The sequence below is a fragment of the Micromonospora polyrhachis genome (assembly GCF_014203835.1).
Taxonomy (GTDB): domain Bacteria; phylum Actinomycetota; class Actinomycetes; order Mycobacteriales; family Micromonosporaceae; genus Micromonospora_H; species Micromonospora_H polyrhachis.
In genome coordinates this window covers 983,622-1,005,760 of record NZ_JACHJW010000001.1, presented here as the reverse complement: position 1 = coordinate 1,005,760, position 22,139 = coordinate 983,622, and the positions used below count along the sequence as shown (strand labels likewise).

15 protein-coding genes are annotated in these 22,139 nt (G+C 69.4%); 9 read left to right on the top strand and 6 right to left on the bottom strand.

The window, feature by feature from the left end; genetic code table 11:
* Positions 1-51 precede the first annotated feature (51 nt).
* The 3 genes from FHR38_RS03940 to FHR38_RS03930 all read right to left on the bottom strand — a co-directional run bounded on the left by FHR38_RS03940 (position 52) and on the right by FHR38_RS03930 (position 3,482).
* Complete coding sequence (locus FHR38_RS03940; RefSeq protein WP_184532847.1) at positions 52-420, bottom strand: DUF4180 domain-containing protein; 369 nt, start codon at positions 418-420, stop codon at positions 52-54.
* Positions 413-862 (bottom strand): helix-turn-helix domain-containing protein, encoded by a 450-nt coding sequence (locus tag FHR38_RS03935; RefSeq protein ID WP_246446294.1) that lies wholly within the window; start codon positions 860-862, stop codon positions 413-415. Before FHR38_RS03935 ends, FHR38_RS03940 begins: the two co-directional genes overlap by 8 nt.
* 112 nt (positions 863-974) lie before the next feature.
* Positions 975-3,482: an Ig-like domain-containing protein gene (locus FHR38_RS03930; RefSeq protein ID WP_184532845.1), complete on the bottom strand. Its 2,508-nt coding sequence runs from the start codon at positions 3,480-3,482 to the stop codon at positions 975-977.
* A gap of 227 nt (positions 3,483-3,709) precedes the next feature.
* On the opposite strand from FHR38_RS03930, the gene FHR38_RS03925 reads away from it, so the two are divergent.
* The 3 genes from FHR38_RS03925 to FHR38_RS03915 all read left to right on the top strand — a co-directional run bounded on the left by FHR38_RS03925 (position 3,710) and on the right by FHR38_RS03915 (position 6,452).
* Positions 3,710-4,267, top strand: a complete 558-nt coding sequence (locus FHR38_RS03925; protein WP_184532843.1) for a hypothetical protein — start codon at positions 3,710-3,712, stop codon at positions 4,265-4,267.
* Positions 4,268-4,283: 16 nt separating this feature from the next.
* Positions 4,284-5,276 (top strand): COG1361 family protein, encoded by a 993-nt coding sequence (locus FHR38_RS03920; RefSeq protein WP_221448902.1) that lies wholly within the window; start codon positions 4,284-4,286, stop codon positions 5,274-5,276.
* A gap of 261 nt (positions 5,277-5,537) precedes the next feature.
* Positions 5,538-6,452, top strand: a complete 915-nt coding sequence (locus tag FHR38_RS03915) for an aminoglycoside phosphotransferase family protein (protein WP_184532841.1) — start codon at positions 5,538-5,540, stop codon at positions 6,450-6,452.
* 4 nt (positions 6,453-6,456) lie between these two features.
* Here the strand turns inward: FHR38_RS03915 and FHR38_RS03910 are convergent, their stop codons facing one another.
* Genes FHR38_RS03910 through FHR38_RS03900 form a run of 3 tightly spaced genes read right to left on the bottom strand, consistent with a single transcriptional unit; the run spans position 6,457 to position 10,208 of the window.
* A complete protein-coding gene (locus FHR38_RS03910; RefSeq protein ID WP_184532838.1) occupies positions 6,457-7,683 on the bottom strand; it encodes an MFS transporter in 1,227 nt (408 codons plus the stop codon).
* A gap of 15 nt (positions 7,684-7,698) precedes the next feature.
* Positions 7,699-9,129 (bottom strand): hypothetical protein, encoded by a 1,431-nt coding sequence (locus tag FHR38_RS03905; RefSeq protein WP_184532836.1) that lies wholly within the window; start codon positions 9,127-9,129, stop codon positions 7,699-7,701.
* Positions 9,126-10,208, bottom strand: coding sequence for a substrate-binding periplasmic protein (locus FHR38_RS03900; protein WP_184532834.1), 1,083 nt, complete (start codon positions 10,206-10,208; stop codon positions 9,126-9,128). Before FHR38_RS03900 ends, FHR38_RS03905 begins: the two co-directional genes overlap by 4 nt.
* A 282-nt stretch (positions 10,209-10,490) precedes the next feature.
* Here FHR38_RS03900 and FHR38_RS03895 point away from each other — a divergent pair, with 282 nt between their 5' ends.
* Genes FHR38_RS03895 through FHR38_RS03870 form a run of 6 tightly spaced genes read left to right on the top strand, consistent with a single transcriptional unit; the run spans position 10,491 to position 22,139 of the window.
* Positions 10,491-11,207, top strand: coding sequence for a vWA domain-containing protein (locus tag FHR38_RS03895; protein WP_184532832.1), 717 nt, complete (start codon positions 10,491-10,493; stop codon positions 11,205-11,207).
* A gap of 58 nt (positions 11,208-11,265) precedes the next feature.
* Positions 11,266-12,693 (top strand): protein kinase domain-containing protein, encoded by a 1,428-nt coding sequence (locus FHR38_RS03890; RefSeq protein ID WP_184532830.1) that lies wholly within the window; start codon positions 11,266-11,268, stop codon positions 12,691-12,693.
* The gene (locus tag FHR38_RS33095; RefSeq protein ID WP_184532828.1) at positions 12,690-16,016 is read left to right on the top strand and encodes a DEAD/DEAH box helicase; all 3,327 of its coding nucleotides are present in this window, start codon (positions 12,690-12,692) and stop codon (positions 16,014-16,016) included. The genes FHR38_RS03890 and FHR38_RS33095 overlap by 4 nt, the downstream gene beginning before the upstream one ends.
* Entirely contained in the window at positions 15,985-17,478 is a 1,494-nt protein-coding gene (locus tag FHR38_RS03880) for a hypothetical protein (RefSeq protein WP_184532826.1), read from the top strand. Before FHR38_RS33095 ends, FHR38_RS03880 begins: the two co-directional genes overlap by 32 nt.
* On the top strand, positions 17,478-19,877 hold the full coding sequence (locus FHR38_RS03875; RefSeq protein ID WP_184532824.1) for a hypothetical protein: 2,400 nt from the start codon (positions 17,478-17,480) through the stop codon (positions 19,875-19,877). The genes FHR38_RS03880 and FHR38_RS03875 overlap by 1 nt, the downstream gene beginning before the upstream one ends.
* Complete coding sequence (locus FHR38_RS03870) at positions 19,878-22,139, top strand: hypothetical protein (RefSeq protein WP_184532822.1); 2,262 nt, start codon at positions 19,878-19,880, stop codon at positions 22,137-22,139.

The window sequence follows — 22,139 nt, the reverse complement described above, 5'->3', positions numbered from 1 at the left end:
CTGGTTCCGCTGCTCACGAGCTGGCTGCCCGTCAAACGGGCCAATGGTGGGTCAGGTGGTCTTGCGTAGGCGGTCGTCGAGGGCGTCGAGGTCGGGCAGGAACCACACGTGGTTGGCGGAGTTCGACTCGTGTACGAGAGCACGCAGTGCCGGACTGGCCGCCAGGTGCGGGGTGATGTCGCCGACGACGGCCAGACGTAGGTGGTAGTTGACGAACTTTTGCATGATCTCGCCCGCGAAACGGGTGTCCAGGGAGAAGAAGCGCTCGTCCAGCCGGCTTGTGGGCACGGCCACCACCTCGGCGCCGAGGAAGGCCGTGCCGATCAGGTCCAGTGCGTTCTGCACGGTGGTTACCTGCGGACCGGCGGGGTCGCATACCAGCACCGGCACCCCGGCCCGATCCTCTATCACGTCAGGCATTTTCCACCTTCTCGGCGAGTAGGCCGTTGTCGCCGTCGAGCACGGCTTCGACCAGTTGCAGTACTTCGGCGGTGCTGGCGGCATCGCCGAGGATCACGATCTTCATCCGGTGCCGGTCCTCGTCGTGGATGGTCTGGATGCGTAGCGGACGTCGGGGGTCGTGGTTGGTGTTGGCGCTGGTCAGGACGAGGGTGCCCAACCGGTCGGCGGCGATCCGGTCGATGCCGTCGATCTGCACGATGCTGGAGACCTCCATCCCGAACCGGCTGGGGGTCGGCGGTGGCTGGCCAGTCAGCGCGTCGAGGTCGGCCTGGGCGATGCGGTACTGCTTGCCGATCCGTACCGCCTTGAGTCGGCCGGTGCGGATGTAGCCGCGCACGGTGCGTACGTGCAGGCCGAGTCGGTCGGCCACCTGCTCGACCGAATACATTTCATCCCTCATCGCTCCCCAAGTTACCCTCTATGCATCAGATGCATGAACTTGCGGCATGAATCGTCGTGCGATCGTGACGCGCGACTCGTGCGGTCAGGTGACAGACCCGTTGGAGAGGCGGTCAGGCGACGGAGTGCGTGACGACGGCGGTGTATTCGGTGGCGACCAGGTCCATGGGCAGGGCCAGCGTCAGCGTTGGTGTCCAGGACACCGTGTTCCGCCCGGTGCCGCCGGTCCAACGCGCCGCTACCTGCGGGCTGGCGAGCGTGGCACCTGGTTGCGGTATGAATGTGCCGCTTCCGCTGCTGTCCACGGGCGGTCCGGAGGCGTACGAGATGTTGGCTCTGGGTACCGTCCGGCCCGCAGCGCCGTTGCCGTTGGCGAAGTCGGTGATCGATACGACCGTCGTCCAACTGCCGGAGGCCGCCCCGCGATCGTCGACGACGGTCACGAGGCCGATGGGCCCCGAGGCGGTGGTCGATCCAGCGGCGACCGCTGGGAGGGTGGCTGCCTCCGGGGCGAGGATGGACAGCCCGGTCGGCCCGGCGACCACGGTGATCGTGACGGTGCCGGTCGAGGTTCCGTTGCCCGGGTCGGTCGCCAGGTAGGTGAACGAGTCCGTCCCGACGAAGCTCGTGGCAGAGGTGTAGCTGCAGGCGGTGGCGGTGCACGAGTAGCTGCCGTGGCTGGTGGTCCCGCTGGCGGGGACGACGGTGAGGCGGTCGCCGTCGATGTCCGTGTCGTTGGCGAGGACGTCGACGACCACCATGGCCCCGCTGATGGTGGTGGCGGTGTCCGGTGCCGCTACGGGCGGGTCGTTGACCGGTGTCACGGTGATGGTGATGGTGGACCCCGACGACCGGCCGCCCGGGTCGGTGGCGGTGTAGTCGAGACTCGTCTGTCCGTTGTAGTTGGCCGGTGGGGTGTAGGTACAGGCACCAGCGGTGGTGCAGGCGATGCTGCCCTGGCCTGCTGGTGGCTGGGTGACGGTGAAGGCGAGGGCGTCCCCGTCCGGATCGCCGACGTAGGTGGGCAGGTTGATCGTCAGCGGAGTGTCCTCGCCGGTGCCCACCGTCGCCGGGGCGGCGACCGGCGCGTCGTTGACGTCGACCCGGGTGGGGTCGGTGGCACCAGGTGCGCCGACGTCGTCCGTGAGATCCGTGTACGTCGTACTGCTCGTCGGTGATCCGTACGTGATGGTCGCCTGATCGCTGATGATCAGCCCCACCGGGGTGGGATCGTTGACCCGAAGCCGGAAACGCAGGGTGCTCTGGGTGTTCGGCGCCATGCTGCCGCCCGCCGTCGCGGTGGCCCCGGTGCCGAGGTTGAAGACCAGTCGGTTGTTGGCGGTGTCGAGGCGGGCCGTGTCGTCACCGGCTGCGTCGGTACGGGCGACCCCGTTGATCGACAGTGAGCCCGGTATGTAGCTGGCACCGGCCGGCAGGGAGTTGACGACCTGCACGCCGGTGGCGTTCTCGCTCCCGGTCGAGTTCACCACGATGGTGTACTCGAGGGCGTCGCCCGGGTTGACCTTGCTGCCGCCGCCGACCCGGGCCACCGAGTTGGTGGCGGTGATGTCCGGCTCGAAGATGTCGATCACGGTGAACAGGGCAACCGCCTCGTACGACTCGCCCGTGGTGCTGAACGAGACGGTCGCCGAGGTCTGACCGTTGCCGATCGAGCCACTGGGCGCGGCGAGGTAGTCGATGTCCAGGCCCAACTGGTTGACGTAGTCGGGATTTTTGCCGGTGACCCGATTGCCGAGCCGGGTGACCGAACTGTTGAAGAAGTTGGTGGCGGGATTGAGGCTGTCGCTGAGGGTGACGCCATTGAAGGAGAGGCTGTCGCCAGTGGTCGCCAGGTCGCCCTCGGAAGCGACCGCGCCGATCCGCGCGGTCACCGTGCCCGTGGTCGGGGTACGGAATCCGGAGATGGTGGTGGTGACCCGGTTGTCGTTGGTGGTGGCGGCGAGTTCGGCGTACCCGTCGAAGATGGCCAGGTTCCGCAACGCCTGGCTGTTGTCGCGGATGGCGGCGACGATGGCCCAGCCGCCCCGGGCGTTCGTGCCCAGTGCGGTGGTGAGGCCGCCGACGGTGTAGCTGCCGCTGGTCCGTACGAGGGCGGTGACCTCGACGAACCCGGAGTACGGGACTCCGCCATTGGTCGATACCGCGCCGGTGGTCACCTGTCCCTGCAGCGTGGTGTAACCGAGACCGGGCGGTGCCAACGAGATGTACTGCCGGCTGTTGTTGTTGCTCGCGGCGCTGCCCATCCAGTAGAGCCCGGCCCAGAGTACGGTGGCGCCGCTGGGCACGGTCAGCGTGGCGGAACTGGAGTTGGCGGTCGCTGCCACCCCGTCCACGTCGACGTACTGGGCGGTGTAGTTGTTGTTGTTCACCACGGCACCGGCTTGCGCGGCGGCACAGGTGGGGGAGCCGACGACCGCTGACGACAGGCAGGTGACCAGTGCGTTGCCCGCGAATATCACGTCGCCCCGCTCACTCGCCTGGAAACGGGGAGCGAAGGGTCGTACCAGGGCGGCCTGGGCGGGCTCGGTCGCGACGACGAGGCTGCCGGTGATGGCGGCCACCGCCGCGACGACGAGCGCCAGAATTCGCCGGTGCCGCATGCCTGAGCAAACCCTCCGTGAGCTTTAGACCGTTATATCACTGCCTGTAGGTAGATGCTGTGGATTGTCGGTATCGATGCCTGGCAAGGTGCGGCCACAGCGCAGGAGGTGAAAAAGGGGGAGAAGTTCGTATACGTGCTCATCTCAGGCAATAAGGTCAAGAGGCGTGGCCGTCCCCGTCGACCGCACACCCAGCGTTGCTTCCCGAAACGAAAGTGAGAGCACCAATGCGTCGTCGTATCCGTACTGCGGCCGTGGCGGTAGCCACCTGCGCCGGGCTTGGGCTTGCCGCTGCTCCTGCGGTGGCGGCACCCACCGATTCCACCGGGGTGACCTTGAACGTGGTCGGTGCGGGCCTGGACATCACCGCTCCCGACGCGGCCTTCCTCGGTAGCGCCCTGCCCGGCACCGACATATCCGCCTCGATCGGTACCGTACGTGTCGTCGACCAGCGGGGTGCCGCCGATGCGTCCTGGACCGCCTCGGTCACCTCGACCCACCTCGAGACGGGCGGGGGCAGCCCGACCGAACGGATCCTCGCCAGCCAGATCGACTACTGGTCCGGCGAGGGTGCGGAGCAGGCCGGGACGGGCAACTTCATTCCGGGCCAACTCGCCGCCACCGATGCGGAGCCCCTGGACACCGTGACCGCGCTGACCGCCTTCCAGCACGTCGGGGGTACCGGGGTCAACCAGGTCGCCTGGTCGCCCAGGCTGATCGTGCACATTCCCGCGTCCGCCGTCGTGGGCACCTACACCGGCACGGTGACACATTCGGTGGCCTAGCCGGGCCGGGGCGCTGATGCTGGCCATCGTCGGCGTCAGCGCCCTGACCGGTCCGGTCGCGGCGGCCGATCCGGGGGAGGACCTGGACACCATCGGTATCAAGCTGATGGAGGCACCGGCCGATCGTCGCGACGACTCGCGCGCCCAGCGGTACATCATCGACCACCTGGCGCCCGGTACGACGATCCGTCGGCAGGTCGAGATCTCCAACCGGACCGACAAACGCAAGCGGATCCAGCTCTACGCCGCCGCTGCGGACGTGCAGGGCGAGCAGTTCCGCTTCGGCGAGGGCCGGACGGCCAACGAGTTGTCGTCGTGGACCTCCCTGAGTCAGCCCGAGGTGACCCTCGAACCGGGGCAGAACCAAGCCGTGACCACCACGATCGCGGTGCCGCCCACCGCGTCCGCCGGCGAACGGTACGCGGTCGTCTGGGCCTCCGCGGCCTCCGACCCCAAGCCGAATGCCGTAGCGAAGGTCCATCGGGTCGGCATTCGGGTCTACCTCGACGTCGGTCCGGGCGGCGAGCCCGCCTCGGGCTTCGACATCGAGGAGTTCACCACCAGTCGCGCCGCCGACGGCCGCCCCTCCCTCACCGTCAAGGTGACCAACACCGGCGGGCGGGCGCTCGACCTGAGCGGCACGCTCTGGCTCACCGACGAGCCCGGGGAAATCAGGGCCGGACCGTTTCCCGTGGTCGAAGGCACCACGCTCGCACCCGAGCAGACAGGCAAGGTCACCGTCGCCCTGCCCAGCCGCCTCGACAACGGGCCGTGGAAGGCGGAGTTGACCCTCACCAGTGGTGTGGTCCGTCGTACCGCCACGATGGTGGTCACCTTCCCGGATCCGGGCGACCCGCCAGCCACCTTCAAGGCCAGCAACGTACGGATGATCTTCACCGGCTCGGCGGCGGCAGGGCTGCTCGTCCTGGTCGGGATCATCCTGTTCCTGCGCCGGGCCCAGCTGAAGTCCCTGGCCGCTGCCGTGACGGGGGCCCGGCGACGCAGGTGATGCCCATCTGGAGGCATGTCGGATGGAGATCCCACTCCTGCCGGGGCCTCGCTGTGACCAGCGTGCGTGCCGGGCGATCCGTACGCCATGCCGTCCGGCGTTTGTCTGGTGCCGGTGACGTTCGCACACGCCCCCGGGTGCCGGCCAGCCACCCCGCCGGCATCGCGACCGGGACCGTCATTCTTGAGACCGAACCACCGACCTGGGCCGCGTTCGATGCCCCCACGGCGGTGCTGTTAACGGCTGTGTGACGCTTGTCCAGTGTCGATCACGATTCCGTCCGTCCTGACCCGAAACGTCGTCGAGAACTGGGGTGACGACGGCACCCGGTGGCTGGAGGCGTTGCCCGCACTGCTCGACGAGGTCGCCCGCGACTGGCAGCTCACCGTCGGCACGCCCTACCTGCTCAGCTACCACTGGGTCACCTCGGTCACCCGCGCCGACGGTACGGACGCCGTACTGAAGCTCGGTGTACCGGCCGGGCACCTGGAACTCGAAGCGCAGGCGCTCCGGGCGTACGACGGACAGGGCGCGGTGCGGCTGCTCGCCGAGGACCCGAAGCGGGGTGCGCTGCTGCTGGAGCGCGCCGACCCCGGCACCCCGGCGGCGGCGTTGGTACCGCGCGACGACACCGAGGCGACGGCCGCGATCATAGCGGTGGGGCGACGGCTCCACCGGACGCCGCCGCCCGGGTGCACCCTGCCGGACGTCCGCGAGGAGAGCGAGTCGTTCCGGGCGCACCTGCGGCGATTTCCCGGTGACGACCCGCTGCCCCGTCACCTCGTCGAGTGCGCGGGCACGCTCTTCGACGAACTGTGCGCGAGCGCGGCGGACCGGTTCGTGCTGCACGGCGACCTGCACCATGACAACGTGCTGCGGGCCGAGCGTGAACCCTGGCTCGCCATCGACCCGCACGGGGTGGTGGGCGACCCGGGGTACGAGTGCGGTGCCGTGCTCTACAACCCTGACCCGTGGCGGCGCGAGGACGACCTTCTCGCCCTCGTACCGGCACGGATCGAACAGCTCGCCGACGGCTTCGGGATCCCGGTCGACCGCGTCGTCGCCTGGGGATTCGTCACCGCAGTGCTCTCCGAGGTGTGGACGGCGCAGGGCGACGGCACACCTGGCGACCGTGCCCTGGACGTCGCGACGATGCTCTATCCCCGGCTGCCGTAGCCGGTCACTCCGCTGTCGAGGACTGTCGCTCACGGACCGGCGGTCCGGCCGACCCGTGGCGCATCCAGCCGGGCTGGACTCGCCGGATCACCAGCAGGGCCAACCCCACCAGCGGTACGCCGACGACAGTCCACAGTCCGGCGGCGTACGGGACCGAATGGTCGTCGGCCAGTATTCCGAGCAGGGGGCGGCCCACGGCGATGCCGATGCCGGCGGTGCAGGTGACCACCCCGAAGATCGCGGCGCGGACCGCCGGCGGGGCGGCCTCGTTGGTGAAGACGTCCAGCACCGTCATGCCCAGCGTGTACCCGAAGCCCATCACCGGTAGGAAGACGAACGGGCCGAGCGACACCACCTGACTGGTGGCGGCCAGGGCGACCAGGACGAGCAGGAACGCTGCCGCCAGTGCCGTCCGTCGCCGGGTTACGGCCAGGTGCCCGGCCGCCAACCCGCCCAGCACCGAGGCGGCGGCGAACGCCGCGTACATCCAGCCGGTGACCCGGGCGGAGAGCCCCAGCTCCAGGGCCAGCGGCTGGAACAGGATGCGCGCACTCCAGCCGAACAGCAGCAGCAGGATGCCCAGCAGGACGGCCTGGCGTACCTGGGCCAGGGTGAGTGCCCGGCGGATGTCGGCCAGCGCTGCGGAGAGCGAGGTGGCGACCCGCGATCCCCGGATCTCCGGTAGCCGGAGGGCCAGCAGGAACGCCACCGCCGCCAGGGCGGAGGTGACGGCGAACGGCAGCCGGGGATCCGCCTCGTACAGGTAGCCGGCGGCCAGGAGCGAGACCAGTACGGACCCGTGACCGACCGCGCGTACCAGCCCGAAGGCCCGAGCGGGATTGATCGGGAGTTCGTCCTGGGCACACAGTTCGTAGAGATAGGCGCTGGCCGCGCCGGAGGTGAGCGCCCAGAGCACCCCCCACAGCACCCAGGTCGCGAAGAGCAGCGGGCTGGACTGGATCTGTGCGATCAGGGCGAACGTCAGTACCGACAGGCCGGCCAGGGTCAGATAGGCGCGGCGGCGGCCGACCCGGTCCGCGATCACCCCCACCGGAAACTCACAGACCACCGAGACGATCCGGAACACCGCGTCGGCGAGCATCGCCGTGGCCAGCGGGAAGCCCAGGTCCAGCAGGTAGATCAGCCAGACCGGAAACCAGAACTGCACCTCCAGCAGGAACTGGGTGGTCGCGAAGATCCGTATCGACCGGCTGCGGAGGGCGGTTCTCATGAACGGCAGCTCTCCTCAGGAACGGCTGTCGCGACGGAAGAAGAGGTAGACGATGACCAGCAGGATCGAGAGCATGCCGGAGGCGATGAGGATGGTGTCGGCGGATTGGGAGGCGAACCATTCCACGGCCGAGGATCGGCCGAGGTCGTAGACGGCCATGTCCGGGTCACTGGCGATCGACCGGCCGAAGTCGGTGACCGCCAACGCCGTACCGAGGATCGACGTCATGGCGATGCCCAGCAGAATGAGATCGGTGAACATCGCCGATCGGGCGGTACGTCGTGCGGCCAGCTCGGCGAGTCGCCGGTCGCAGGTTTCGATCTTGAAGCGTACGGGTTGTTCCAGGAGCGTCTCGTAGTCCCAGAAGTCGAGGATGGCGTCCATCTCCACCCGGACGGAACGCTTGAGGTACTTCGACAGGTCCTGGCGTTCCATGATGATCAGCTCGGCTCGCTGGCTCAACCCGATCAGCTTGTCCTTGAGCTGGTCCAGCTCCCACCGGGAGGTGGCCGCCGCCGAATCGGCGAGGATCTTCGACAGTCGGGTGTCGATCCGGTCCAACATGCCGTAGAACACCTGGGCGTGGCGCAGCGCGTCCCACTGGTCCTGGAAGGGATCGCCGGGCAGCATTCGGCCGCCGGCGCCATGCCGGTCCAGGAAGAGGTAGTTCAGCCAGCGGACGAGATGGTGGATCTCACCGTCCAGCAGCCGGTCGGCCGGCAGTCGGTCGTCCGCGGCGGACACCACGTCCTTGACCCAGTGCCGCACCATCGTCTCGGCGTTCGGGCATGCCGGGTCGAGGATGAGACTCCGGGTCACCCACAACGCCTCGCCGAACTCCGCCGTCACCGGGTCGTCCTGCCCGGTGGCGGCGGCGAGGATCTGATCCTCCCGGTCGGCCCGGCGGAACAGGGCCAGCATCGGATCCAGGTAACGACTGACGACCTCCCGGGCTACCCGCTCGCCCATCGCCACCGCCTGATCCTGTAGTTCGTCGAGCCGCGCGGGCAGTTCGTCGGCCGGGGTGGCCAGCGCGGGTTCGACGTCGGCCAGCAACTCCACCAGCATCAGGCCGTGGTCGTAGAGGCGGAAGCTGATCTCGCTGACCCCGGTGTGCAGGACGTCGGTCACACCGGCGAACTCGCCCGGCAGGTGTGCCGGACGCAGCGTTCCGGTGAGCACGTGCGGCGTCCGTTCCGCGCCGTAGTCGCTGATGGTGCGGTAGAGGTTGAGCGAGTTCGCCGGCCGGGTGTGTTCCAGTACGACGATCGGGCGTCCAGCGGTTCCCTCCGTCGGGGCCTCCGGCGCCAGCTCCACCAGCAGCTCGTCCAGGGCCGACTGCTGCTCCGCCCAGAAACCGGCGTACGCCATGGGGTCGCGCAGCGACGCGCCGGGTACGGCGTAGTAGTCCACCACCACCGGGGCGAGGATTCGCAGCTCGGTCATTTCCCCTCCGCATCGATCAGGAGGGCGCGTGCGTCGACGTGGAGCACCCGGCCCTGTGCCGGCCCGTTGACGACCTTCACCTTGACCAGGATCGGTGCGCGGGATGCGCCGGGCGATGCCACGAACTCCCGGGGCCAGACGAGCACCTGCGCGCGAGTGCCCTGGGGGGCCAACAGGGCCAGCCTTCCGTTGTCGTCCAGGAGTTCCACCAGGCCGGTATCGCCCACCGGGATCAGGGTGACCTGCCGGCCCTCGGCTGGCTCGAACCCGGGAACGATCTCCTTATACTCGCCACTGCTGCGCAACTTCGCCAGCACCTCGTTGAACCGTTTCATCACGATGGCGGCCTCGGGAGTGTCGGCCATCATGAAGTACAGGCCCTCCACCGAATGGACCAGCGGACTGTCGTTCTGGAGGTAGCCGAAGTTGCTGGCGTCTCCGGCGAACGACGTACCGGTCAGCACCGCCTGACCGGGGAGCAGCCCTTCGGCGAGTACGTCGACGCGCCCGTCGGCCAGCGCCTGGAAGCCCTCCAGCGGCGAGTCGAAGGTCACGAAGGTGCTGACCGCGGACTCCAGTTCCTTCCAGTAGTCGTATCCGGCGATGCCGCCCACCCGCAGGCCGGCCAGGTCGGCCGGTGCGGAGATCTTCGGCTCACCCCGACGGCGGTCGTAGAACAACACGTACTCGATGTCGAGGAGCGAATCGGAGAGCAGGAAGCCGGCCCGCCGTGACTCGCTGCCCACCAGCGGAAACACCGCGTGGGACGCGCCGGAGGTGACCTGCTTCTCGGCCAGTGACCACGAGGTGTGCCGGATCTCGGGCGAGTAGCCGGACCGGTTGAGGATCTCGACGACCAGTTTGGCGACCGGGCCCCCGTCGGGCAGTTCGGGGCCGACGAACGGTGCCCACGATCCACTGGAGACCAGCATCGGTCGGGACGGGGCCGTGGGAGAGGCGCGTAGGCCGACGGCGATGACCGTTGCCGACAGGAGCACCACCACGATCAGGGCGAGCATCGGCCCTCGGGTCCGGAGCCCCCTCCACAGGATGGACGGTCGGCGTGAGGTCGGGCTCACGTTCTTCGGTCTCCTATCCGGATGGTGCTCCTGCCGGGACGCGCGTCGATGGGCCGTCCCGTGACCACTGTCGGGAAACCGTAACGGTACAAGGTCAACACCAGGACGGTCGGAGCGGCGCGAAGGGTGCGGGCACGGCGTGCACAGGCCCTCGGTCCGGAGTGGCCGAAGCCCGGTGGTTGGCTCGTCGTCGCCGAAATCGAGGGGTTGACAGATGTATTTGTTCCGACCATTCTGACCTGTTGCTTTGCGGACGGGCACAGTCAATGGAAGGAAGTAGCCATGGCAGGCGTGGAATCGACCGGGCGGGCCGAACCGGAAGTCGTCGAACCGATCATGAATGTGCGACCGAGATCGGCTGCTCCGCGTCCGCTTCCCGTGCTGATCCTCGCCGACTCAAGCGGCAGCATGGCCGATGACAACAAGATCGATACACTGAACGCCAGCATCGCCGGCATGTTCCGGGACTTCGCTGCCCAGGACTCGCCACGTGGTCTGATCCACGTGGCGGCGATCGAGTTCGGTGGCGAGGAAGCCCGACTACACCTGCCGATGACACCCTCGCCATCGGCGGTCTGGCCCGAGTTGCAACCCTCTGGACGTACCCCGATCGGCGGTGCGCTCTCGTTGGCCGCCGACCTGCTCAGGAACGAGGAGATTGTGCCCCGCCGGGCGTACAGCCCCACGGTGATCCTGGTGTCCGACGGAAAACCTACCGACGACTGGCAGTCCGGAATGGAGCGATTTCTCGTGTCCGTTCGGGGAGCCGCAGCGTTGCGGATAGCGGTCGGAATCGGTCAGGACATCGACGACGAGGCCCAGCGGGTGTTGGAGAGTTTCGTTGCCAACCCGGCGATACCCGTCTTTCGGGCCGAGGACGTCCACCGGGTCGCACAGTTCTTCCGGTGGGTGACGCTGCGCGTCACCGAACGGGTCCATAGTGTCAAGCCCGATACCATTCCGCCGATCGATCTTCGCGAGTTGCAGGACCTGATCTGACCGGAGACCACGTCGATCTGGACAGCCACCTGAACTGCCAGGAGCCAGAGGGAGAGCGATGGAGCAGACCGTGCGGGACGCGCGGGGTCGGTCACTTCCATTGGCCGAGCGGCTCGGCCACGGTGCCGAGGGGGTCGTCAATCGGGTCAAGGACAGCCGGCTGGCGGTGAAACGGCTGTTTCGCCGGGACGCGGATCCGGGCCAGGCCACCGCGTTGGAGAGTCGGCTACGGGCGGTTGCTCGGATGCCGATCGAGGACCTTCCGATAGCCCGACCAATGGTGATGCTCGCGGAGCCGGACCTTGGTTTCGTCATGGAACTGGTCGACGACATGGTGCCGCTGGAACGGCAGATGCTGGCACCGTACGAGGTGGAACTGGTCCCGTGGTATCTGGCGACCGGCGGACTGCGTCGCCGCCTGCGGATACTCGCCCGGATCGCGACCACGCTCGCGACCCTGCACACCCGGGGAATGGCCTACGGCGATCCATCTCCCGGTAATGTCCTGGTCTCCGAGCCGACGGACCAGGACCAGATCTGGTTGGTGGACCCAGACAACCTCGCGGTGGAGTCCGACGGATCGCGACCTGCGGTCTACACCCCGGGCTACGGTGCCCCTGAGCTGGTCAATCGGGGTGGCCGGATCAGCACTCTCTCGGATGCGTTCGCGTTCGCCGTCATGGCACATCACACCCTGTTCGCGGTACACCCGTTCATCGGTGACGAGATCGAGGAGGGGCCAGTCGAGTGGGAGGAGGCGGCACATGCGTACCGAGTGCCGTGGATCGACCACGCGGAGGACCATAGCAACGTCTCGACCGGGGGCCTGCCCGGTCGGAACCGGCTGGTGACGCGGACGGTCACGCGGTACTTCCGGAGCACCTTCGAGGAGGGGCTCCTGGAGCCGCGCCGCCGCCCCTCCTGCGCCGACTGGGCGATGGCGCTGTGGCAGGCCGGCGATGCCATGATCGCGTGCGGGTCGTGTCCCGGGCAGCGGTTCGCGACCCGGGCCTGTCCCTGGTGCGGCGCGTCGTCGGGTAGCGACCTCGTCTGCCGGATCTGGTTGCACGCCGGCCCGGACGTCTTCAGCCTCGACCGGGCCGAGCGCTCCGGTGACCCGGATCGAGTGGTGGGAGTGCGGGGCTGGGACATACCCGCCGGTGAGTTGGTGGCAATCGACCGGGGCCGACCATTCGTACTGACCGGTCGGCACGGCGAGATTCGTCCCGCCGCCCCGGACCGACCACTGTCCACCGTGAGCTGGGATGGCGACAACCGCATCCAGGTGCGCAACGTGGGCGCCCGGCCGGTCCTGCTCGTCTCCGGCGACCGGAACGTGCAGCGGCGGCTGTGGCCGGAACAGGACGCGGAGGTGGAGCTACGTCCGGAGGTGCCGCCGTGGCGGTTGTGCTTCACCAGCGATCCACTGAGTCCACACCGGCAGGTGACGTTCGACCTCATCGAGTCGACGGGAACGGTGCGGTGACGCCCGGCGGGTCGACCCGCTCCGGACTCTCCGCCAGCGGTCTGAAGCCCTGGCACGGCCAGGTGCTCGACCTGGAGCTACGGACGGTCGGAGCGGAACGGATACCCGATCGGTTCCGGTCCACCGACGAGGTCGTGCTACACGGTGGGCAGGGGGAGATCCTGCTCGGCCCGGCTGGTCCGGGCTCTCGTGGTGGGGACACGGCAGTTCGCGGCCGAGGCGTACGGGACGAGGACGCCCTACGACTGGTTCTCCAGGCTCGCCGTCGGTCGGTGGCCTGGTTGGCCCGCGTTGATCGGGACCGTCGGGGCGCGGCGGTCCGCGTCCACCTGTTCGACCGTGAGCTGTTGTGGGGTGACGAGCTACGGGTCGGAGTCGACGAGCGGGCGATCATGGACGCGCGGCGACGGAACCGCTCGCTCGGCTCCGTCGAGGAGGTGTGTGTCTGGCTACACCGGCAGCTGATGCTGGGACCGCTGGCCGGGGAGACGTACGCCCGCGCCATGCTGTCCGGGCACGCCGACGGCGGATACCGGGACACCGGGTTCCGGTTGCACGGCCTCGACGTCGACGCCGACCTCCGCGAGCATGACGGGCGTCTGATCCTGACCAGGCTACTCATCGCCCGGCGCCCCCCGGACGGTCGCCAGCCGGCCCTGCTGCGTACCAGCCTGACCTTCACCGACGACACGACCGGGGCGAGGCTCGAGGCGCACCTGCTCGGCCAACTCGGTACGGCGGTGGCCGGGGAACGGTCGTACCTGGAGCTGTGGCAGCGGTACAACGAGCAGGAGTGGGCGCACGCGGTACGGTTCGCGACCGACCTGGGCACCGGTCACTACACGTCCTGTGAGGCGATCGAGGACGGCGCATGGCGGTTCCGGCTTGCCCCCGATCCGAAGACGCGGCGTTTTCTGGAGCAGATCCAGGAGGCCCGTGCCGATGAGCCTGGCCTCGAACTACAGGCGGCGAACCAGGTGCCGTCGTTGCTGCTCGGTGCCGATGAACCCGGTGCCACGACGCGCAGTGGTCCCGCGTTCAGCGGACCGGTCGGGCGGATCGACCTCGACCACCTGCAACTGGTGCTCGTGGCGAGAACCGGTCATCGGGACGAGACGGCACCACCGGCCACGGGGTATCTGCACTACGCCTACCGAGGTAGCGAGGTGAGCAAGCAGCGGCGGGAGCAGGCCCGGGACCGGATCGCGCGGGGCCGGGCCGAGATGAAGGGCCTGGGCCTCCTACTCAACGGCGTGGTCCCGCCGGACACCCGCCCGCTCGGTTTCGAGGCCATGTCGGCTGCGACCCGAGCGGTGTTTCGGGGCGGTCGACCCACCCAGCGGCAGCGCGAGGCGATCCAGATGGCGCTGAACACAACCGGCATCGTGCTGATCCAGGGCCCGCCTGGGACCGGGAAGACCCAGGTGATCACCGCACTCCAGCAGCGGTTGGCGGAGGTGGACGAGTTGGTGTGCACGGTGGGACGCAACACCCTGCTCACCACGTACCAGCACGACGCGCTGGAGCACGTCCTGGCCAAGACCACCGTGTACGGCCTACCCGGTGTCAAGGTCGACGCGCGCAGGCGGGGCACGGTCCGGACCACGGAACGCTGGCGTAGGCAGGTCCTCGGTCAGCTGCACGAGGACCTTGCCGGCCGCCCAGCCAGCGCCCGACGGCGGCAGTTGGTCACGGTCCAGACAATGATCTCGTCGTACCTGGTGTCACCACCGTCGGCCGAGGGGACCGTTGGCCTGCTCCGGCAGGTGGAGGAACTGGTGGGGTGGGAGGTCAGCCCGGAGGTGCGCAATCGCGTCGCCACGGTCCGTGACGAGCTGGAGTTGGCTCTGGACACGTCCCGGGTCGACCCGCACCAGATGGGCCCGCTGCGCCGGCTGGTCCGCGGTCTGCGCTGCACGCCCACCAGCTTCGCCGACGATGGCCCGGCCGGATGTCGGCGGATGCGCGACCGGCTCGTCGACGTCGAACTGCTGGAGCCGGCCGAGGCCGAGCTGCTGGAACGCGGGGCCGGCTGGACCGGAGCGAGCACCCCGGACTTCCTCCCGGATCTGCGCGCACTGCGACACCGACTGCTGGAGCTCCTGGCCGGAATGGGTGGTCCCATCGCCGCGCCCGGACTGAACCCGGCGGTCCGGGACGCGCTGCTCGCCCTCGCCGCCGAGGTGGAAGGGTGCCTGCGCGACGCGCGCGACGGCCCGGACGCGATCCTGGCCGACTACGTGGACGTGTTCGAATACGACCCCGAGCGGGTCTATCAGGCGGTGCACTCCTACGCCCCGGTCCTCGCCGCGACCTGCCAGCAGGTGGATTCGGCGCAGATGCGCGAGCTGGCCGCCGAGGGGAAGCTCTCGTTCGACACCGTCATCATCGACGAGGCCGCCCGGGCCAATCCGCTGGACCTGATGATTCCGATGGCCTGCGCCCGGAAACGGATCGTCCTGGTCGGTGACCAGGCGCAGCTACCGCACACCGTCGAACGGCAACTGCTCGACGCGCTGCGGCGGAACGCGCCAGAGGACGCCCGATTGGAGACGGACCTGACCCAGAGTCTGTTCGAGCGGCTCTTCCAGCTCCAGGAGGGTCGGGGCGACCGCACGATCCGGCTGGACACGCAGTACCGGATGCACCCCGAACTCGGCCGCCTGGTCAGTACGGTGTTCTACGGCGGGCCGGAGAACATCCGCTCCGGACGGACGGCCGCCGAACTGAGTCATCCGCTGCGGCCGTACCAGGGGCTGGTCGGTGTATGGCGACACCTACCCCTGGCGGCGGGCGCCGAGGAACGGAAACGTAGTTCCTGGCAGCGGCCGGTCGAGGCGGAGGCGGTCGTGGCCGAGCTACGTCGGCTCGCCGCGCAGGATCCGGACCTGACCTTCGGGATCATCGCCTTCTACCGCCCGCAGGTGGACCTGGTCTGGGCGCAACTGGTCCAGGCAGGCCTGGCGTTGCGTGACGGCGACGGATTCCGCCCGATTCCGGAGATGGAGTCCACCGCCGACGGTGAGGAGCGGTTGCGGGTCGGCACGGTCGACGCGTTCCAGGGAAAGGAGTTTGATGTCGTTCTGCTCTCCACGACGAGGAGCAACGACGTCGCGGACGCTGCCCGGCAACGCTGGCGTAAGTACGGCCACCTGATGCTGGTGAACCGTCTCTGCGTCGCACTCAGTCGCCAGCGGCGGCTGCTGATCGCGGTCGGGGACAGTGACATGTTCGTCCGGGGCGAGGCCCCGGAACAGGTTGAGGGACTGGTCGCCTTCCGGGAGTTGTGTCATGGGCAGTTCGGTCGTCACCTTCCGGTCTGACCTGCCGATGGTCGACATGGTGCGCAGCGTGCCGGACACGCCGCACCGGTGGATCGTCTGGCCGGCCTGGCAGTACCGGGTCTGTGCGCCCGTCGTCGAGCAGGAGGAACTGAACCTGTTCCAGCACGCGGTGCTACAGCTGTGCCAGATCGGGGTGCGGCAGAGCGACCGGATCGCCGCCGCGTTGCGCCTGCACCCGGCCCTGGTGGACGTCGTGGTGGGCGAGCTGACCCGCTTCGACTACCTGGACGGCATCCGCCGGCCTACCACGGCAGGGCAGGAGGCCCTCGTCACCGGCGAGGTGGATCCGCAGGACACCCAGGTCGCGTACGTCTTCCAGGACGTCTTCACCCAGACGCTCTGGCCGGGGGCGGAAGTCAACCCACGGTATGCGGACGTCGCCTGGGACCAGGGAGGGCCGTTCCTACACAGTGGTAGTAAGGGGCGTCCGGGCCCGCCCCGCCGGTTGACCGCTGTCGCGCTGCCGGCGCGGCCGGTGCCGCAACCACCGGATGCGCTGGCGATCCTGGAGGCGGTACGACGCCGCAAGCCGCGCCGAGCCGGCGGTGGGCGACCACCGAGGGCGATCCGGCGAGTGTCGATAGTTGACGCCGAACCGACCCTGGTGTGGCTCTCGACCTGCCTGTACGTCGGCAGCCACGGTGAGGAGGAGACCTGGCAGGCCCGCGACCCGTTCGCCGGCCGGCCGAGTCCGATGCTGCGAGGCTTCGTGCTCGCCCGAGTCGACCACGACGATGGGATCAGACAGGTGCTCGGGGAACTGACCGGAGGCCCAGCCGAGAAGCGGGCGGTGAACCTCTACCAGTCGGATCTTCTCGTCCGCCGTGATGTGGCGGCCCGTCTCGAACTGGAGTTCGGTCTGCGGGCCACCGACGATCCGGAACTGTGCGGACTGCTGGTGGCGGTGGAGACGGCGTACCTGCGCAGTGGCGGTGGACACGGCCGGGCGGCCAACGAACACACCGTCACCTACGCTGCCCGCACCATCGAGCTGCTCCTGCGTCGCATGGTGGCGACGTACCAGCCGGCCGGCCCGGTCCTGGCGGAACTGGGCGTCAACAACTCCCTGCGGCAGCAGGTGGTGGTGGACATCTGTCACGACCTCAGCCTGGGGTCGCCAGGCCGGCTCCGGGCCCTCCCGTGGCACCAGATCAGCAGGGCCTTCGCCGGCGACCATGTCAACCGCAACGTCCTGCTGGCCGCCGCGGTCCTGGGCGTCCTCAGAATCGATGTGGACCACCCGCTGACCAGTTTTGGCCCGCGACGGCCGGGCTTCGCCGACGACTGGGACCGACTCGGGGATCTCCGCAACGACGGCTCCCACGCCGCCATCTCGAACCCGAGCGCCGACGAGGTCGAATGGAGCCGCGACCTCGCCCACGAGATGGTCCGGGCCTACCTCCGATCCGTGTCCGATCCAGCAAGGGAAACCGCAGGCTGATGTCGAAACGCAAGTCGTCCCGGAACACTCCCCGCAAGCCCACCGCCGGCCGTCCGGCGACGAGCGCCGCGCCCCGGACCGATGCCCAACCCGACCGGCTGCTGTCGCAGGCTTCGGAACTGGCTGCGGTGGCCGGGACCGCCGCAGCCGCCGAGGAACTGGACCCGACCGGTGAGCGGCCGGATGACGCCGGCACCCCGCTGGACGTCGCCGAGGTGGACGTGGGCCGGCTCGCGGCGGCGCTCGTCGAGGCCCGCCGGGCACAGGAACTGTACGACCGGGCGGCGCGCGCCGCCGAGGCGCGGGCCAAGGCCGCAGACGACCGGTTCGCCGACGCGGAACGGACCCGGACCACCCTGGCCGAGGAGGCGGCCGAGCTGCGGCAGCGGTGGACTGTCCTGACCGAGCGGGAGCAGGCGCTCGGCGATCGCGAGCTGGCGATCCGCGCCCGTGAGCTGGACGCCGAGGCGGGGTTCCGCGAGTACGGCGCACAGGCACGGCGCAGACTGGACGCCGAGCTGGCCGAGCTGACGGCCCGGTTGGAGAGCGAGGAGCGGGAGCACCGCGACCGTCAGGGGGCCGAGCGCCGCCGGCACCGGGAGGTGCTGGCGGCCGATCGGGTGGCGGTCGAACAGGAACTGGCCGATCGGCGCAAGCGGGTCGAGGCCGAGAGTTCCGAGTTGGAGCAGCAGTGGGCGTTGTTACGTGCCGATCGCCGTTCGGTCGACCTTCTGCACAGTGAGCTGGAGGAACGGATCGAGGCCGCCCGGCTGGCCGCGGACGCCAGGACGGCCCGTCGGATCAAGGAACTGGAGTTCCGGTTGCGGACCAGCGACGAGCGGCTGGCCGCCGCCGTGGCGGAACTCGACCACCAACGTGGGCTGGTCCAACAGCAGCGGCGTGACTTGGACCTGTTGGGCCAACACAGCCCGGAGGCGCACGCCCAGCGGGTGCAGGACCTGGAGAGCACCAACCAGCGGCTGCGCGACGAGCTGGCCCGGCGACCCGACGAGGAGGACGTCGCCTACCTGCGTCGTACCGCCGAGGAACATCGCCGCTGCGCGCAGCGGGTGGCCGAGCTGCGGCTGGAGCAGCAACGGTTGCTCAACGAGGTGCAGTCGTCGCGGGTCGCGGTCGACGAGATCAGACTGTTGCGGGACACCCAGTTGGCGTACCAGGGGGTGGTCAACGGATATCGGGCCACCATCGACGAACTTCATCAGCGGTACGACTTGTTGAGTAAGCAGGCCGAGCGGGAGACCGCGTTCCGGGGCTGCGACGAGATGGACCGCGACCAGCGGGTGGGCACCCCGCGTGACCTGACGGAGGTACCCGATCCGGACCTGGCCGTCCTGGCTGACGAGGTACGCCGGGCGATGTGGCACCAGGACCCGAAGGACCGGTTGGCCTACTCGGAGCGGGACGTCCGATCGTTCCTCGGCGGGTTGGCGATGAGCCGGCTGCACCTGCTCGAAGGACTCAGTGGGATCGGCAAGACCAGCCTGCCCCGGGCCTTCGCCCGGGCGATCGGGGCTGGTCACCGCGTGGTCGAGGTCCAGGCAGGCTGGCGGGACCGACAGGACCTGCTCGGGCACTACAACACCTTCGAGCGGCGGTTCCACGAGTCGGCCTTTCTGAAGGCGTTGTACGAGGCGCAGTGCCCGTACTATGCCGAGGTCCCGTACTTCATCGTGCTCGACGAGATGAACCTGTCGCACCCCGAGCAGTACTTCGCCGACGCGCTGTCGAAGTTGGAGAACCCACGTGGCGCGGCGTTCGACCTCCTGCCCAGCGGCACCGGCCGACCACCGGCGCGGCTGCTGACCGACGAGCCGGACGGGGAGTGGCGCATCGCCCTGCCGGAGAACGTCTGGTTCATCGGTACCGCCAACAACGACGAGACCACCGTCCGGTTCGCCGACAAGACCTACGACCGGGCGTTCGTGCTGGAGCTGCCGACCCAGCGTCCTCGGATCGACGAACCGGCACTGCGGAGCCAGCCAGTCGTCACCCTCGTCGGGCTGCAGAAGGCGTTCACCGCAGCCCGACGGTCGTTGCGTGGCGAGGCGGGCCGGGTGTGGCGGTTCATCGAGGGTGATCTCAAGGAACTGCTCGCCGAGGAGTGTCAACTCGGCTGGGGATCCCGGCTGAAGCGGCAGATCGACGCGTACGTGCCGGTGGTCTGTGCTGCCGGCGGCACCGTCGGCGAAGCGGCCGACGGGTTGCTCGCCACCAAGGTCATCCACAAGATCGAGCACCACTACGAAATCACTGGCGAGGCGCTTGGCCGGGTACGCGACGAGGTCGCCACCAGTTGGAAAGGTCAGGGACTGGACGGGGAGCCGGTCCAGACCGTGGCGGTGTTGGACCGGGCGATCCGCCGCCGGAGCCGTGGTTAGGTGGGCGGGGTCGAGTGGGCCGACCGGCTCACCGGGCAACTGCTGTCCGCACTTCCCAACGGTCGCGCGATCGCGGGCCGGTACCTGTTGTGGAGCGCGCCACCCGGGACGACGCTGGACGGACTCCCGGTCGGAGCCGGCGACTACCTCGTGCCGGTCACTGGCGAACGCTGGTCGCTGGAGCTGGTCAGCCCCGCCCGGACCACCGCCGTAGGTACGGCGTCGGCGGTGCCCGGGTCGTCGCCCGCGACTGTCGGCGGACAGTTGTGGGCTGACGGTCTGCCCGATCCGGTGGTGGTGGATACCGTTCTGTCCATCTCCGCACGCCTGGCGACCCCGGTTGCCGGCGACAGCGGTGCCAGGGAGTGGGCAGAGCAGTCCCCGCTGATCGCGGAGCCGCGCCAGCGGTTGACTCCCACCCGGCTCGACCAGGAGATCCATGCCGGTGTCGGCGCGCTGGTCGCGGTCGGCCGCCGGCCGGTCGACCGGCTCCGGGTGGTACAGGAGGTCGCCCGGGTCGACCAGGCCCGCCGTATCGCCCCCAGCGCCGCCGCGCACCTGTCCCGACACAGCCAGTACTGGCAGGTCCGGACGGTGCGTGGGGTGCGCCCGTCGCACATTCTGGCGCTGCGCTTCGACGACGACCTCGACCTGTACGAGAACCGGCTCGCCGGGCGGCTCGTCGAAGAGCTGGCCAGGTATCTCAGGCTGCGGATCCGCGAGGTGGAGGACATCGTACGGCTGGTGGAGCGGCTGGTCGAGCACCGTCAGGTGGAGCGGCCCTCCTGGCGCAACGCACACCGGTTCGCGTTGCTGCTGGAGGAGATGGCCGCCGACGCCGAACGGGTGGTCGCGGAGGCCGGAGCGTTCGCGGAGGTGCTGCGCGGCTGGCGGGGGCAGGTCGACGCGCTGCGCGGATCCCGGCTGGTGCGGGGGGTGAACCGCAACGCCCACCTGCCGGTCACGTTGCGCCGCACCAACCTGATGACCAATGACGACCGGTACCGGCGGGTGGGAAGACTGTGGACGGCCTGGACGGAGGAGGTGCGTGCCCGCACCATGGACCGGTCCCGCCACCAGCGTTTCGCCGTCGCATTCGAGCGGTACTGCGTACTGCTCGTGCTGCGTGCCTGTGAATACCTGAGGATAAGTGTGGGGGCGGCATCGAGTCCGGCCCGCTCGGGTCCGCCCACCCCCCTGCACCGGGACGGTGCGACGTACGAACTGGACTGGGGTGCCGACGGCGTACTAGTGCTGGGGGAGCGGGGCCGTCCCCTCGTCCGGTTCGTGGCCCTGCCGCACACCATCACCGGCCCCGGAGCCCCGGTCACCGACCTGCTCGACGACCTCGTACCGACCGACCCGCCGACCGTGGTGCTGTATCCCGGTACGGCGGAGGAACGGGCGGCACTGCCGGTGGAGACCCGGCTTCGGGCGTTCTGGGCAGGCTTCCAGCGGGCCGTCCCGGCGGCGGCCCCGGGCGCGTCGGGGGCGAGTCCGCCTGCCCCCGACGGTCCACTCTGCGTGCCGGTGAGTCCGTTGGAGTCCGACTCGTTGGAACGGGTCGCCCGCGCCCTGCGGTGGACCATGGACGTACCTCGGCTGCTGGCCTACCCGCCGGTCGTTCCGGCCCCCGCTGGCCTGGCCGCGGCACTGGACATGGCACCCGCCTGGCTACGCCGGACGACCGGCGGACTCGTCGCGGTCCGGCCGCCCCGCCCGGCCGAGTTCGACAGCGTGCGGGCCGCCCTGGCCCAGTGGACCAACACGAGGGACTACCGGGACAACCGGAGTGCGGTGGGAGCGGACACCGGAAGCGCGTTGGAGGCGGCCCGTGCCGCGCTCGGGTGGCTCGCCACCTGTCCCACCTGTGGTGTCGTCGCTGACGGCCGTCAGTTCGAGGCATGGGCGGGTGACACCTTCCATGCCGTCTGCGCTGGATGCAGCACCGAGTGGGGGGTCAACGCGTGCGGTGCCTGCCACGGCCGCTACCCGGTGCTGTGGTACGGCTCGACGCAGGCGGTCGGCGGGGACGGTGACGCGCTTGACCTTTCACACGGCAACGACATGCTCAGCGTTCCCTGCTGGCTGCCGATCGATCGGCGGATCTTCGTATGTCCGGGCTGTGGCCGATGCGGGCGTTCACTCGGTGCCGACGAGGCTGGTTGCGGCCGTGGCTGTGTCCCCGTGCCGCCGGCCAGTGCCGCCGAGTTTCCGACGGCTGGCGGGGGGCATCCACGCCGGGGTGGACGCCCCCGGTGA